This window comes from Pseudomonas sp. BN606 (assembly GCF_029873115.1).
Classification (GTDB): domain Bacteria; phylum Pseudomonadota; class Gammaproteobacteria; order Pseudomonadales; family Pseudomonadaceae; genus Metapseudomonas.
Genome location: NZ_SSOF01000074.1, coordinates 147400 through 160323, shown reverse-complemented (window position 1 = coordinate 160323; position 12924 = coordinate 147400). Strand labels below are relative to the sequence as shown.

The following is a 12924-nucleotide window of genomic DNA, read 5'->3' as shown; positions in this document are numbered from 1 at the left end:
GCTGAGTGATCAGCGGATCAGCGCTTCAGCGACGGCGGAAGGTGCGGCTGTATAGCGGTCAGCACTGCCTTGAAGCATTTGGTGTTGCCTGCAACGACGTGACCTTTCTCGAGGAAGTCGTGGCCGCCGGTGAAGTCGCTCACCAGGCCGCCAGCTTCCTGGACCAGCAGGGCGCCCGCAGCCATGTCCCACTCGGACAGGCCGAACTCCCAGAAAGCGTCGAAACGGCCGGCGGCAACGTAGGCCAGGTCTAGGCTGGCAGAGCCGGCGCGGCGGATGCCGGCTGTCTGGCCGACCAGGCTGCGGAACATGCCCAGGTAGTTCTCTAGGTTGTCCAGCTGGCTGTCGCGGAAGGGGAAGCCAGTGCCCAGCAGGGCGCCTTCCAGGCTCTTGCGCGGGCTGACGCGCAGGCGGCGGCCATTGAGGGCGGCGCCGCGGCCGCGGCTGGCAGTGAACTCTTCCTGGCGAACCGGATCCAGGACCACGGCGTGCTCCAGGCGGCCCTTGTATTTGCAGGCGATGCTGATGGCGAAATGCGGAACGCCGCGAATGAAGTTGGTGGTGCCGTCCAGTGGGTCGATGATCCACAGGTAGTCGGCGCCTTCGCCCTTGCCTTCCAGAAGTCCGCCTTCCTCGCCCAGGATGCCGTGGTTCGGGTAGGCCTTGCGCAGGGCCTGCACGATGGACAGCTCGGCGGCACGATCGACCTCGGTGACGTAGTCCTTGGCGTCCTTCTCGTTGACGGAGATGACGTCCAGGCGCTCGATAGAGCGGAAAATCAGTTCACCGGCGCTGCGAGCGGCGCGCAGGGCGATATTCAGCATAGGCTGCATGGGGAGTTCACCTGGGTCGTTAAAGAAGAAAGCCGCACATAGTAGCAGAAAAAGCCCAAGGCAGGCAGGGGAGGAGGCGTCATTCGTAGCGTTGCGCCCGGGCCTCCGGTAATATTCCGCTCCCTTGACGTTCCGCTGGGAGACTAGAGCGTTGCTGCAGAACATTCGCGTGGTGCTGGTCAATACCAGCCATCCCGGCAATATCGGTGGTGCCGCCCGCGCCATGAAGAATATGGGCCTGTCGAGGCTGGTTCTGGTCGATCCCGAGGACTTCCCGAGTCCTGAGGCTCAAGCTCGCGCCTCCGGTGCGGACGACATTCTGGCGGGTGCCCAGGTGGTCGCCACCCTGGAGGAGGCGCTGGTGGGCTGCAGTCTGGTAATCGGCACCAGCGCTCGCGACCGTCGCATTCCCTGGCCATTGCTCGATCCGCGCGAATGCGGCAAGACCTCCGTGGAGCAAGCGCAGCTCGGAGGTGAGGTCGCCCTGGTGTTCGGTCGCGAATACGCGGGGCTGACCAATGAAGAGCTGCAGCGCTGCCAGTATCACGTGCACATCCCGTCCAATCCGGAGTTCTCCTCGTTAAACCTGGCTGCCGCCGTGCAGGTGCTGGTGTATGAGGTGCGAATGGCGTGGCTTGAGCAAGAAGGTTTGCCAAGCAAGGTGGAGAAGGTGGAAACCACCGCCATGCTCAATGCCCAGCCGGTGACCGTCGATGAATTGGAGCGCTATTACGAACACCTCGAAAGTACCCTGGTGGAGATTGGCTTCCTGGACCCGGAGAAGCCGCGGCATCTGATGTCCCGCCTGCGCCGGCTCTACGGCCGCAGTGGCATCAGCAAGCTGGAAATGAACATCCTGCGAGGCATCCTGACGGAAACCCAGAAAGCTGCGCGGGGCGAAGCAAGCAAACGGAGTGACAAGTGATGTTCGACGGCATTCGAGAAGACATTCAAAGCGTGTTCCACCGTGATCCGGCTGCGCGCAATGCCTTCGAGGTGCTCACCTGTTACCCGGGCCTGCATGCCATCTGGTTGCATCGTGTAGCGCATGCGCTTTGGATCGCTGGCTGGAAGTGGCTGGCGCGCCTGGTGTCGAATTTCAGTCGTTGGTTGACGGGTATTGAAATCCATCCCGGCGCGAAGATCGGTCGGCGGTTCTTCATTGATCACGGTATGGGGATCGTCATTGGTGAGACTGCCGAAATCGGCAACGACGTTACCCTTTACCAGGGTGTGACTCTGGGAGGTACCAGCTGGAACCAGGGCAAACGCCACCCGACGCTGGAGGATGGCGTGGTAGTTGGAGCGGGCGCCAAGGTGCTTGGGCCTTTCACCGTTGGTGCGGGTGCCAAGATCGGCTCCAATGCCGTGGTGACCAAGGAGGTACCAGCTGGCGCCACCGCGGTTGGGATTCCCGGTCGGATCATCGTCAAGGCTGATCCGGAGCAGGAGGCCAAGCGCCAGGCCATCGCGGAGCGTTTTGGTTTCGATGCCTATGGTCTTGGTCAGGACATGCCGGACCCCGTGGCTCGCGCCATCGGCCAGTTGCTGGACCATGTGCAGGCGGTGGACGAGCGCCTCGACGGCATGTGCAAGGCGCTCACGGCGCTGGGCAGTGACTACTGCGCCAGTGCGCTGCCGGAGCTTCGCGACGAGGACTTCGCCGGCGTCAAGGACGAAGAGCGCAAACCGGTCGCCTGACGCGTTCCGATTCGGCCCTGGATCAGTATTCGGGGCCGGATTCTTAGGGTGCTAACGGGATGTGCCTCTGCTATCATGCACGCCCCTGCAAGATGTAATCCCGACTAATTTGATCAGGCTTATAGTTGACTTAAATAGTCGGGAATCGCATACTCGCTGCACTCCAGCGATCCCGTGGTACTCACCATGCGACTGACCACCAAAGGCCGATACGCCGTCACCGCCATGCTCGATCTGGCGCTGCATGCGCAGCATGGGCCGGTGTCTCTGGCTGATATTTCCGAGCGACAGGGCATTTCCCTGTCCTACCTCGAGCAGCTTTTCGCCAAGCTCCGCCGCGGCAATCTGGTCAGCAGTGTTCGCGGCCCGGGCGGTGGCTACCAGCTTTCCCGCGACATGCACGGCATTCATGTCGCCCAGGTAATAGATGCGGTCAACGAGTCGGTGGATGCCACTCGTTGTCAGGGCCTGGGCGATTGCCATTCTGGCGATACCTGTCTGACCCACCACCTCTGGTGTGATCTGAGTCTGCAGATCCACGAGTTCCTCAGCGGCATCAGTTTGGCCGATCTGGTCAACCGCCGTGAGGTTCAAGAGGTCGCACAACGGCAGGATCAACGCCGCTGTGGAAGCAATGGCAGGATGCCGCACCTCGATAAGATTGAAGCGTCCGCCATCGATTGAGCAGGGCGCCGGCCCGTGATTGGCCCCGATACCTGATAGGAGAGCCCCGATGAAATTGCCGATCTACCTCGACTACTCCGCCACCACGCCGGTGGACCCGCGCGTCGCTCAGAAAATGAGCGAGTGCCTGCTGGTGGACGGCAACTTCGGCAACCCCGCCTCGCGTTCCCACGTGTTTGGCTGGAAAGCTGAAGAGGCGGTGGAGAATGCCCGTCGTCAGGTAGCTGAGCTGGTCAATGCCGACCCTCGTGAAATCGTCTGGACTTCCGGTGCGACCGAATCCGACAACCTGGCCATCAAGGGTGTTGCGCACTTCTACGGTGGCAAGGGCAAGCACATCATCACCTCGAAGATCGAGCACAAGGCGGTTCTGGACACCACCCGCCAGCTGGAGCGCGAAGGTTTCGAAGTGACTTACCTGGAGCCAGGTGAAGATGGCCTGATCACTCCTTCCATGGTCGAAGCTGCGCTGCGTGACGACACCATCCTGGTTTCCGTCATGCACGTGAACAACGAAATCGGCACCGTCAACGACATCGCCGCCATCGGCGAGCTGACCCGTGCCCGCGGCATCCTCTTCCACGTCGATGCCGCCCAATCCACCGGCAAGGTGGAGATTGACCTTGAGAAGCTCAAGGTCGACCTGATGTCCTTCTCTGCCCACAAGACCTACGGCCCGAAAGGCATTGGCGCGCTTTACGTTCGCCGCAAGCCGCGCGTGCGTCTCGAAGCCATGATGCATGGCGGTGGTCACGAGCGCGGCATGCGCTCCGGCACACTGGCTACTCACCAGATCGTCGGCATGGGCGAGGCCTTCCACATTGCCAAGCAGGAAATGGCCACCGAACGCGTGCGCATCAAGGCCCTGGCCGATCGCTTCTGGGCCCAGATCGATGGCATGGAAGAGCTCTACCTGAACGGCAGCGCCACTGCACGTGTGCCGCACAACATGAACGTCAGCTTCAATTACGTCGAAGGTGAGTCGCTGATCATGGCGCTCAAGGACCTCGCGGTCTCCTCCGGTTCCGCCTGCACCTCGGCCTCCCTGGAGCCGTCCTACGTGCTGCGTGCCCTGGGTCGCAACGACGAGCTGGCGCACAGTTCCATCCGCTTCACTTTCGGCCGCTTCACGACCGAGGAAGAAGTGGACTACGCCGCAGCCAAGGTGCGCGAAGCGGTCAGTAAGCTCCGTGAACTGTCCCCGCTGTGGGATATGTATAAAGAGGGCGTCGACCTTTCCCAGGTCGAATGGCAGGCGCACTGACGCCACCCTGATGAGTGAGGAATAGTTACCATGGCATACAGCGAAAAGGTCATCGACCACTACGAAAACCCGCGCAACGTCGGCAAGCTCGACGCCCAGGACCCTAACGTGGGTACTGGCATGGTCGGTGCGCCGGCCTGCGGCGACGTGATGCGTCTGCAGATCAAGGTCAACGAGCAGGGTGTCATCGAAGACGCCAAGTTCAAGACCTATGGCTGCGGTTCCGCCATCGCTTCCAGCTCCCTCGCCACCGAGTGGATGAAGGGCAAGACCCTGGACGAGGCGGCTGCCATCAAGAACACCACCATCGCCGAAGAACTGGCCTTGCCGCCGGTGAAGATTCACTGCTCGGTACTGGCTGAGGACGCCATCAAGGCGGCCGTCCATGACTACAAGCAGAAGAAGGGTCTGCTCTAAGTGCTCGAACGAGTAAGGAGTTGCAATGGCCATCAGCATGACTGAATCCGCCGCCCGTCACGTGCAGCGTTCCATTGATGGGCGCGGCAAGGGTGAAGGTATCCGTCTGGGGGTGCGTACGACTGGCTGCTCCGGTCTCGCCTATGTGCTGGAGTTCGTCGACGAGTTGGCTGCGGATGACCTGGTTTTCGAGAGTCACGGCGTCAAAGTGATCATCGATCCCAAGAGCCTGACCTACCTTGATGGTACTGAGCTGGACTTCGTTCGCGAAGGGCTCAACGAGGGCTTCAAGTTCAATAACCCTAACGTGCGCGGCGAGTGTGGCTGCGGCGAGAGCTTCAACGTCTGAGGCGTGTGTGGGAACTCCCTGTCATTTCGCCCTGTTCGACCTGAAGCCGGGTTATCGACTGGACCTTGACCAGCTTGCGACGCGTTATCGCGAGCTGGCGCGTACTGTCCATCCCGACCGTTTTGCCGATGCATCCGAGCGCGAGCAGCGCCTGGCGCTGGAGCGTGCGGCGCAGCTTAACGACGCATACCAGACACTGAAGAGCGCGCCGCGAAGGGCACTTTATCTGTTGGCGCTGAAGGGAAAGGAACTGCCGCTGGAAGTTACGGTGCAGGACCCTCAGTTCCTGCTGCAGCAGATGCAGTGGCGCGAAGAGTTGGAAGAGTTGCACGACAGTGCTGATCTTGATGGTGTCGGCGTGTTCAAGCGCCGGCTCAAGGCAGCGCAGGCGGAGCTGGATGGAGAGTTTGCCGAGTGCTGGGACGATGCCGAGCGCCGCGAAGACGCCGAGCGTCTGGTGCGCCGTATGCAGTTCCTCGACAAGCTGACCCACGAAGTGCGCCAACTGGAAGAGCGCCTCGACGATTAACCCGCGATGCCGTCTTGGTTGCCGGTACGCCTGATAAATAGACAAGCATGGCCTTACTGCAGATCGCCGAACCCGGGCTGAGCCCCCAGCCGCACCAGCGCCGCCTGGCGGTTGGCATCGACCTGGGTACTACCAATTCGCTGGTCGCTGCTGTGCGCAGCGGTGTCGCCGAACCCCTGCCGGATGCTGAAGGCCAGGTCATCCTGCCCTCCGCCGTCCGCTATCACGCCGATCGCGTCGAGGTCGGTCGCAGTGCCAAGCAGGCTGCTGCCAGTGATCCGTTCAATACCATCATTTCGGTCAAGCGCTTCATGGGGCGCGGCCTGGAAGACGTCAAGCAGCTGGGCGAGCAACTGCCCTATCGCTTCGTTGGTGGCGAATCACACATGCCCTTCATCGAGACCGTCCAGGGTGCCAAGAGCCCGGTGGAAGTCTCGGCTGACATTCTCAAGGCCCTGCGCCAGCGCGCCGAGCAGACTCTCGGTGGCGAGCTGGTTGGTGCGGTGATTACCGTGCCGGCTTACTTCGATGAGGCTCAGCGCCAGGCCACCAAGGACGCCGCGCGTCTTGCCGGGCTCAATGTGCTGCGCCTGCTCAATGAGCCTACCGCTGCCGCTGTGGCCTATGGCCTGGATAAGCAGGCTGAAGGCGTAGTCGCCATCTACGACCTGGGTGGCGGCACCTTCGATATCTCAATCCTGCGCCTGACCCGCGGCGTCTTCGAGGTCATGGCTACCGGTGGCGACAGCGCCCTGGGTGGCGATGATTTCGACCATGCGATTGCCGGCTGGATGGTCGAGCAGGCCGGTCTTTCCGCCGACCTCGATCCCGGCGTACAGCGCAGCCTGTTGCGCGCTGCGTGCGATGCCAAGGAAGCCCTGACCGATACCGACCGCGTCGAGTTGGTCCATGGCGATTGGCGTGGCGTGCTCACTCGTGAGCAGTTCGACTCCCTGATCGAGCCCATGGTCGCCCGCAGCCTCAAGGCCTGTCGTCGCGCCGTGCGTGATGCCGGCATCGAGTTGGATGAAGTCGAGGCTGTTGTCATGGTCGGCGGTTCCACCCGCGTGCCGCGTGTACGTGAGGCCGTAGCCGAGATGTTCGGCCGCCAACCGCTGACCGATATCGATCCTGATCAGGTCGTGGCCATCGGCGCGGCCGTGCAGGCCGATACGCTGGCGGGCAACAAGCGTGGTGAAGAGCTGCTGCTTCTCGACGTAATTCCACTGTCGCTCGGCCTGGAAACCATGGGCGGGCTGATGGAGAAGGTGATTCCGCGCAACACCACGATTCCAGTGGCCCGCGCCCAGGATTTCACCACCTATAAGGATGGCCAGTCGGCCATGATGATCCACGTGCTCCAGGGTGAGCGCGAGCTGATCAAGGATTGCCGTTCCCTGGCACGCTTCGAGTTACGCGGCATTCCGCCGATGGTGGCGGGTGCGGCGAAGATCCGCGTGACCTTCCAGGTGGACGCCGACGGCTTGCTGGGCGTGACTGCCCGCGAGCTGGCTTCGGGCGTCGAGGCAAGTATCCAGGTGAAGCCGTCCTACGGACTGACTGATGGCGAGATATCTCGCATGCTGCAGGACTCCTTCCAATACGCCGGCGAAGACAAGAATGCCCGCGCCCTGCGCGAGCAGCAGGTCGAGGCCGAGCGCCTGCTGGAAGCTGTCCAGGCTGCGCTGGACGCCGATGGCGAGCGACTGTTGGATGACGCCGAGCGCGCCGCCATCCTCGACAGCATGCAGACCCTGCGCGATCTGGCGGCTGGCGGTGATGTCGTCGCCATCGAGGGCCAGATCAAGCGCCTGTCCCAGGTGACCGATGCCTTTGCCGCGCGTCGTATGGATGCCGCCGTCAAGGCAGCCCTGTCCGGCCGCCGACTCAACGAAATCGAGGATTGAACCAGAAATGCCGCAGATCATCTTCCTGCCCCACGCCGAGCATTGCCCCGAGGGTGCCGTGATCGAGGCTCAGCCGGGCGAAAGCATCCTGAATGCCGCACTGCGCAGCGGTATCGACATCGAACATGCCTGCGAGAAGTCCTGCGCCTGCACCACTTGCCACGTGGTGGTGCGCGAGGGCTTCAATTCCATGGAGGCTTCCGACGAACTGGAAGACGACATGCTGGACAAGGCCTGGGGGCTGGAGCCAAATTCCCGCCTGTCCTGCCAGGCGCTGGTAGCTGACGAGGATCTGGTGGTGGAAATTCCGAAATACACCATCAACCAGGTTTCCGAGGGGCATTGAGCATGAGCCTGAAATGGACCGATGTGCTGGAAATCGCTATCCAGCTCGCTGAAGCCAAGCCCGATGTCGACCCGCGTTACGTCAATTTCGTCGATCTGCACAATTGGATTCTGGCGTTGCCGGAGTTCTCCGATGACCCGCAGCGCGGTGGCGAGAAGGTTCTTGAGGCCGTGCAGGCTGCCTGGATCGAAGAAGCCGACTGACCAGCTTCCGCCCCTGGGCTCCGGCCCTACGCATTTCCCCCTAACCCGCGTATAATTCGCGGGTTTAATTTTTCGCTTTAATCCTTGTTTCTGGAGTTTTTCCATGGCTGTCGAACGTACTCTCTCCATCATCAAGCCGGACGCTGTTGCCAAGAACGTAGTGGGTGAGATCATCACCCGCTTCGAAAAGGCCGGCCTGCGCGTCGTTGCCGCCAAGATGGTTCAACTGTCCGAGCGCGAAGCCGGCGGTTTCTACGCTGAACACAAAGAGCGTCCCTTCTTCAAGGACCTGGTTTCCTTCATGACTTCCGGCCCGGTAGTCGTTCAGGTTCTGGAAGGCGAGAATGCCGTTGCCAAGAACCGTGAACTGATGGGTGCCACCGATCCGAAGAAAGCCGACGCCGGCACCATTCGCGCCGATTACGCCGTTTCCATCGACGAAAACGCCGTACACGGTTCGGATTCCGAGGCTTCCGCTGCTCGCGAAATCTCCTACTTCTTCGCCGCCACTGAGGTGTGCGCTCGCATTCGCTAATAGCGAATGGGAGAGGGTGAAGCCATGACTGAATCGACCGGTAAAGTGAATCTGCTGGGTCTGACCCAGCCGCAACTGGAAAGCTTCTTCGAGTCCATCGGGGAAAAACGCTTCCGCGCCGGTCAGGTGATGAAGTGGATTCACCACTTTGGCGTCGATGATTTCGACGCCATGAGCAATATCGGCAAGGCCTTGCGCGACAAGCTCAAGGCCTCTGCCGAGATACGCGGCCCGGAAGTGGTCAGCCAGGACATCTCCAGTGATGGCACCCGCAAGTGGGTGGTCCGCGTGGCCTCCGGCAGCTGCGTCGAAACCGTGTACATCCCGCAAGGCGGCCGTGGCACCCTGTGTGTCTCGTCCCAGGCCGGGTGCGCTCTGGATTGCAGTTTCTGCTCGACGGGCAAGCAAGGTTTCAACAGCGACCTCACTGCCGCCGAAGTGATCGGCCAGGTGTGGATCGCCAACAAGTCCTTCGGGACCATCCCCGCGAAGATCGACCGTGCCATCACCAACGTGGTGATGATGGGCATGGGCGAACCGCTGCTGAATTTCGACAACGTGGTCGCCGCCATGAACATCATGATGGACGACCTCGGTTACGGCATCTCCAAGCGCAAGGTGACCCTGTCTACCTCCGGCGTGGCGCCGATGATCGACAAGCTGGGCGAGGTGATCGACGTTTCCCTCGCGCTGTCGCTGCACGCGCCGAACGACCCGCTGCGCAACCAGTTGGTGCCGATCAACAAGAAGTATCCCCTGGCCGTGGTGCTCGATTCCTGCCGCCGCTACATCTCCCGCCTGGGCGAGAAGCGCGTGCTGACTGTCGAATACACCCTGCTCAAGGACGTCAACGACCAGCCCGAACACGCCACCCAGATGATCGAGCTGCTCAAGGACTTCCCCTGCAAGATCAACCTGATTCCGTTCAATCCCTTCCCGCACTCGGGTTACGAGCGTCCGAGCAATAATGCGATCCGCCGCTTCCAGGACCTGTTGCACAAGGCCGGGCACAATGTCACCGTCCGCACCACTCGTGGCGAAGACATCGATGCAGCTTGCGGCCAACTGGTCGGCCAGGTCATGGACCGTACCCGTCGCAGCGAGCGCTACATCGCAGTGCGCCAACTGAACGCTGAAGCGGAGGCGTCCAGTAACGCCGCGAACCGGAACTAGAGAAGGACAACCCATGATCCTGCGCGCTGCGCTGCTCCTCGCTTCCACCGTACTGCTCGCGGCCTGTGTGTCGACTGGTCAGGTCGACCCGATGAAGACCGACTCGGGCCGTGATGCAGCACGCGATGCGTATATCAACCTGGGCATCGGCTACCTCAAGCAGGGTGCTACTGAACGTGCCAAGGTGCCGTTGAAGAAAGCCCTGGAGATGGACCCGTCCAACGCGGATGCCAATGCGGCCCTTGCGCTGGTGTTCCAGACCGAGATGGAGCCGGACCTGGCCGACCAGCACTATCGCAAGGCGCTGTCTTCCCGCAACGATCCGCGCATCCTCAACAACTACGGCACCTTCCTGTACGAGCAGGGGCGCTACAAAGATGCCTACGAACGCTTCCAGCAGGCCGCCGAGGACAACCTCTATCCAGAGCGCTCTCGGGTATTCGAGAACCTCGGCCTGACTGCCCTGAAGATGAACAACCCTGCACTGGCCAGGCAGCATTTCGACAAGGCGTTGCGCCTCAACCGGCAGCAGCCCCTGGCATTGCTGGAAATGTCTCAACTGGCTTTCGATGATAAGCAGTACGTGCCGGCCCGCGATTTCTATCAGCGCTACTCGCAGATAGCCCCGCAGAACGCTCGAAGCCTGCTGCTCGGCGCACGTCTGGCGACCATTTTCGAAGACCGCGACCAGGCCGCCAGCCTCGGTCTGCAACTCAAGCGACTCTATCCCGGCACGCCGGAATATCAGCAATACCTGTCGGAGCAATGATGAAAGCGTCGCATCCCGAAGCTGTAGCGGCGACCCGCGCCAACCCAGGTGAGACCCTGCGTAGGGCTCGTGAGAGCAAGGATTTGACCCTGGGTGAGGTCGCCCGCCACTTGAACCTGACCGAGCACGCAGTGCGCCAGCTTGAGGCCGGTGACTTCGACCAGTTACCAGGGCACACCTTTGCTCGCGGCTACGTGCGCGCCTACGCCAAACTGCTGGGTATGGATCAGGCGGTACTGGTGGCCGAGTTCGATCATTTCACCGGAACCGACGCCAAGGGCAGCAGCGTGCATAGCCTGGGGCGCATCGAGGAACCGGTTCGACTTTCCCAAAGCGTGCTGCGTGTTGTCAGCTTCGTCATCCTGCTTGCATTGGGGGCGGTGGGTTTCTTCTGGTGGCAGGAGCACTCCAGCCGCAACAGCGAAGAGTCAGCCAGCGTGAATATGGAACATGTGGAAGTGGAAAGTGCCGACGGTACAACCCAGATCCACCCGCTCGACGAACCGGAAGACCAGGCGGTAGCTGAGGCCCAGGAAAGCCAGGCGTCTACTCCTGCCCAGGTATCACCGGAAACCGCTGCTCAGCCTGAACAGCAGGTCGCAGAAGGCGGGGCCCCGGCTGCCCCGGCCGGTGAGATCGCAGCGGTCACTCCTGCCGCTCCGGCCCAGGCGCCGACCGTTGCCGTCGCTCCAAGCACTCCGACCGTGCAGTCGTCCGTTCCTGATGCTCCTGTTGCTCCTGGCGCGCCTGCTGCTGCCCAGCCTGAGGCGCCTGTGGCTGCGGCAACTCCGGCTACCGTAGCTCCTGCGGCCCCTGCGCCGGCTCCTGTAGTCGCTCAGCAGGGCCAGGGTGTCGTGCGTATCCAGTTCACTGCCAATTGCTGGACTCAGGTCACCGACGCCGACGGCAAGGTGCTGGTCAGTGGGCTCAAGCGTACCGGCGACAGCCTGGAGTTGGCCGGCAAGGCTCCGTTGGAGGTTCGTCTTGGCTTCGCACGTGGCGCCCAGCTCAGCTATAACGGCCAGTCGGTCGATGTGGCGCCTTACGTCCGCGGCGAGACCGCGCGCCTGAAGTTGGGGCAATAAGTCATGCATTGCGAATCACCGATCAAACGCCGCGTCTCGCGGAAAATCTGGGTTGGCTCGGTTCCGGTGGGCGGTGATGCGCCTATCGCCGTCCAGAGCATGACCAACACCGATACCTGTGACGTTGCCGCCACCGTGGGTCAGATCCAGCGTCTGGTGGATGCCGGCGTCGATATCGTTCGTATTTCCGTGCCGGATATGGACGCTGCCGAGGCATTCGGCCGCATCAAGCAGCAGGTCCAGGTACCGCTGGTGGCGGACATTCACTTCGATTACAAGATCGCCCTGCGTGTTGCTGAGCTGGGGGTCGACTGCCTTCGCATCAACCCGGGCAATATCGGTCGCGAAGATCGCGTCAGGGCTGTGGTCGATGCCGCGCGCGACAAGGGCATCCCGATCCGCATCGGTGTCAACGCCGGTTCGCTGGAGAAGGACCTGCAGAAGAAGTACGGCGAGCCCACTCCGCAGGCTCTGGTCGAGTCTGCGCTGCGCCATGTAGAGCATCTCGACAAGCTGGACTTCCAGGACTTCAAGGTCAGTGTAAAGGCGTCCGACGTGTTCATGGCCGTCGAAGCCTATCGCCTGCTGGCCAAGCAGATCGTGCAGCCCCTGCACCTTGGCATCACCGAAGCTGGTGGCCTGCGTTCCGGTACCGTGAAATCCGCGGTGGGTCTGGGCATGCTGCTTGCCGAGGGAATCGGCGACACCATCCGCATCTCCCTGGCGGCGGACCCGGTCGAAGAGGTAAAGGTCGGTTTCGACATCCTCAAGTCTCTGCACTTGCGTTCCCGTGGCATCAACTTCATCGCCTGCCCGAGCTGCTCGCGGCAGAACTTCGACGTGGTCAAGACCATGAACGAGCTGGAAGGCCGTCTCGAAGACCTTCTGGTGCCAATGGACGTGGCTGTGATCGGTTGCGTGGTCAATGGTCCGGGAGAAGCCAAGGAAGCCCATATCGGCCTTACCGGTGGCACCCCGAACAACCTTGTCTACATCGACGGCAAGCCGGCGCAGAAGCTGAATAACGACAACCTGGTGGATGAGCTGGAGCGGCTCATTCGCGAGAAGGCGGCCGCAAAGGCCGAAGCTGACGCGGCGTTGATCGCCCGTAGCTGAAACAAGGAATCCA

The 12924-nt window shown here is 61.8% G+C and carries 16 protein-coding genes; 15 read left to right on the top strand and 1 reads right to left on the bottom strand.

The features are described 5' to 3' along the window. Positions 1-17: 17 nt before the first annotated feature. Positions 18-833, bottom strand: coding sequence for an inositol-phosphate phosphatase (gene suhB, locus E8E75_RS16400; protein WP_120652813.1), 816 nt, complete (start codon positions 831-833; stop codon positions 18-20). A 151-nt stretch (positions 834-984) separates the two neighbouring features. Here suhB and trmJ point away from each other — a divergent pair, with 151 nt between their 5' ends. The 15 genes from trmJ (at position 985) to ispG (ending at position 12911) form a co-directional block, all read left to right on the top strand. Further along, positions 985-1758 (top strand): tRNA (cytosine(32)/uridine(32)-2'-O)-methyltransferase TrmJ, encoded by a 774-nt coding sequence (gene trmJ, locus E8E75_RS16395; RefSeq protein ID WP_120652812.1) that lies wholly within the window; start codon positions 985-987, stop codon positions 1756-1758. Next, positions 1758-2534: a serine O-acetyltransferase gene (gene cysE, locus E8E75_RS16390; protein WP_120652811.1), complete on the top strand. Its 777-nt coding sequence runs from the start codon at positions 1758-1760 to the stop codon at positions 2532-2534. The genes trmJ and cysE overlap by 1 nt, the downstream gene beginning before the upstream one ends. Positions 2535-2720: 186 nt before the next feature. Continuing rightward, positions 2721-3218 (top strand): Fe-S cluster assembly transcriptional regulator IscR, encoded by a 498-nt coding sequence (gene iscR / locus E8E75_RS16385; RefSeq protein WP_016491067.1) that lies wholly within the window; start codon positions 2721-2723, stop codon positions 3216-3218. 49 nt (positions 3219-3267) lie between these two features. After that, positions 3268-4482: an IscS subfamily cysteine desulfurase gene (locus E8E75_RS16380; protein ID WP_120652810.1), complete on the top strand. Its 1215-nt coding sequence runs from the start codon at positions 3268-3270 to the stop codon at positions 4480-4482. Between the two features lie 30 nt (positions 4483-4512). Beyond that, positions 4513-4899 carry a Fe-S cluster assembly scaffold IscU gene (gene iscU, locus E8E75_RS16375; protein WP_120652809.1) on the top strand — a complete coding sequence of 129 codons (387 nt, stop codon included), beginning with the start codon at positions 4513-4515 and terminating at the stop codon, positions 4897-4899. A 25-nt stretch (positions 4900-4924) separates the two neighbouring features. Next, positions 4925-5248, top strand: coding sequence for an iron-sulfur cluster assembly protein IscA (iscA, locus tag E8E75_RS16370; protein WP_120652808.1), 324 nt, complete (start codon positions 4925-4927; stop codon positions 5246-5248). Positions 5249-5255: 7 nt separating this feature from the next. Beyond that, a complete protein-coding gene (hscB, locus tag E8E75_RS16365) occupies positions 5256-5777 on the top strand; it encodes a co-chaperone HscB (RefSeq protein WP_120652807.1) in 522 nt (173 codons plus the stop codon). A 47-nt stretch (positions 5778-5824) separates the two neighbouring features. After that, positions 5825-7684: a Fe-S protein assembly chaperone HscA gene (gene hscA / locus E8E75_RS16360; RefSeq protein WP_153922342.1), complete on the top strand. Its 1860-nt coding sequence runs from the start codon at positions 5825-5827 to the stop codon at positions 7682-7684. Between the two features lie 7 nt (positions 7685-7691). Then, on the top strand, positions 7692-8030 hold the full coding sequence (gene fdx / locus E8E75_RS16355; RefSeq protein WP_120652805.1) for an ISC system 2Fe-2S type ferredoxin: 339 nt from the start codon (positions 7692-7694) through the stop codon (positions 8028-8030). Between the two features lie 2 nt (positions 8031-8032). Beyond that, the gene (gene iscX / locus E8E75_RS16350) at positions 8033-8233 is read left to right on the top strand and encodes a Fe-S cluster assembly protein IscX (protein WP_120652804.1); all 201 of its coding nucleotides are present in this window, start codon (positions 8033-8035) and stop codon (positions 8231-8233) included. Positions 8234-8336: 103 nt separating this feature from the next. Further along, positions 8337-8768 (top strand): nucleoside-diphosphate kinase, encoded by a 432-nt coding sequence (gene ndk, locus E8E75_RS16345; RefSeq protein WP_077522642.1) that lies wholly within the window; start codon positions 8337-8339, stop codon positions 8766-8768. 24 nt (positions 8769-8792) lie between these two features. Beyond that, complete coding sequence (rlmN, locus tag E8E75_RS16340) at positions 8793-9941, top strand: 23S rRNA (adenine(2503)-C(2))-methyltransferase RlmN (protein ID WP_077522640.1); 1149 nt, start codon at positions 8793-8795, stop codon at positions 9939-9941. A gap of 13 nt (positions 9942-9954) precedes the next feature. Then, entirely contained in the window at positions 9955-10710 is a 756-nt protein-coding gene (pilW, locus tag E8E75_RS16335) for a type IV pilus biogenesis/stability protein PilW (RefSeq protein ID WP_120652803.1), read from the top strand. Continuing rightward, a complete protein-coding gene (locus tag E8E75_RS16330; protein WP_153922345.1) occupies positions 10707-11795 on the top strand; it encodes a RodZ family helix-turn-helix domain-containing protein in 1089 nt (362 codons plus the stop codon). The genes pilW and E8E75_RS16330 overlap by 4 nt, the downstream gene beginning before the upstream one ends. 3 nt (positions 11796-11798) lie before the next feature. Further along, complete coding sequence (ispG, locus tag E8E75_RS16325) at positions 11799-12911, top strand: flavodoxin-dependent (E)-4-hydroxy-3-methylbut-2-enyl-diphosphate synthase (RefSeq protein WP_120652801.1); 1113 nt, start codon at positions 11799-11801, stop codon at positions 12909-12911. Positions 12912-12924 lie beyond the last annotated feature (13 nt).

Bases quoted from the DNA above. Each gene is read 5' to 3' on its own strand.
- suhB (WP_120652813.1), bottom strand. From the start codon at position 833: ATGCAGCCTATGCTGAATATCGCCCTGCGCGCCGCTCGCAGCGCCGGT.
- cysE (WP_120652811.1), top strand. From the start codon at position 1,758: ATGTTCGACGGCATTCGAGAAGACATTCAAAGCGTGTTCCACCGTGAT.
- iscR (WP_016491067.1), top strand. From the start codon at position 2,721: ATGCGACTGACCACCAAAGGCCGATACGCCGTCACCGCCATGCTCGAT.
- E8E75_RS16380 (WP_120652810.1), top strand. From the start codon at position 3,268: ATGAAATTGCCGATCTACCTCGACTACTCCGCCACCACGCCGGTGGAC.
- iscU (WP_120652809.1), top strand. From the start codon at position 4,513: ATGGCATACAGCGAAAAGGTCATCGACCACTACGAAAACCCGCGCAAC.
- iscA (WP_120652808.1), top strand. From the start codon at position 4,925: ATGGCCATCAGCATGACTGAATCCGCCGCCCGTCACGTGCAGCGTTCC.
- hscA (WP_153922342.1), top strand. From the start codon at position 5,825: ATGGCCTTACTGCAGATCGCCGAACCCGGGCTGAGCCCCCAGCCGCAC.
- fdx (WP_120652805.1), top strand. From the start codon at position 7,692: ATGCCGCAGATCATCTTCCTGCCCCACGCCGAGCATTGCCCCGAGGGT.
- iscX (WP_120652804.1), top strand. From the start codon at position 8,033: ATGAGCCTGAAATGGACCGATGTGCTGGAAATCGCTATCCAGCTCGCT.
- ndk (WP_077522642.1), top strand. From the start codon at position 8,337: ATGGCTGTCGAACGTACTCTCTCCATCATCAAGCCGGACGCTGTTGCC.
- rlmN (WP_077522640.1), top strand. From the start codon at position 8,793: ATGACTGAATCGACCGGTAAAGTGAATCTGCTGGGTCTGACCCAGCCG.
- pilW (WP_120652803.1), top strand. From the start codon at position 9,955: ATGATCCTGCGCGCTGCGCTGCTCCTCGCTTCCACCGTACTGCTCGCG.
- E8E75_RS16330 (WP_153922345.1), top strand. From the start codon at position 10,707: ATGATGAAAGCGTCGCATCCCGAAGCTGTAGCGGCGACCCGCGCCAAC.
- ispG (WP_120652801.1), top strand. From the start codon at position 11,799: ATGCATTGCGAATCACCGATCAAACGCCGCGTCTCGCGGAAAATCTGG.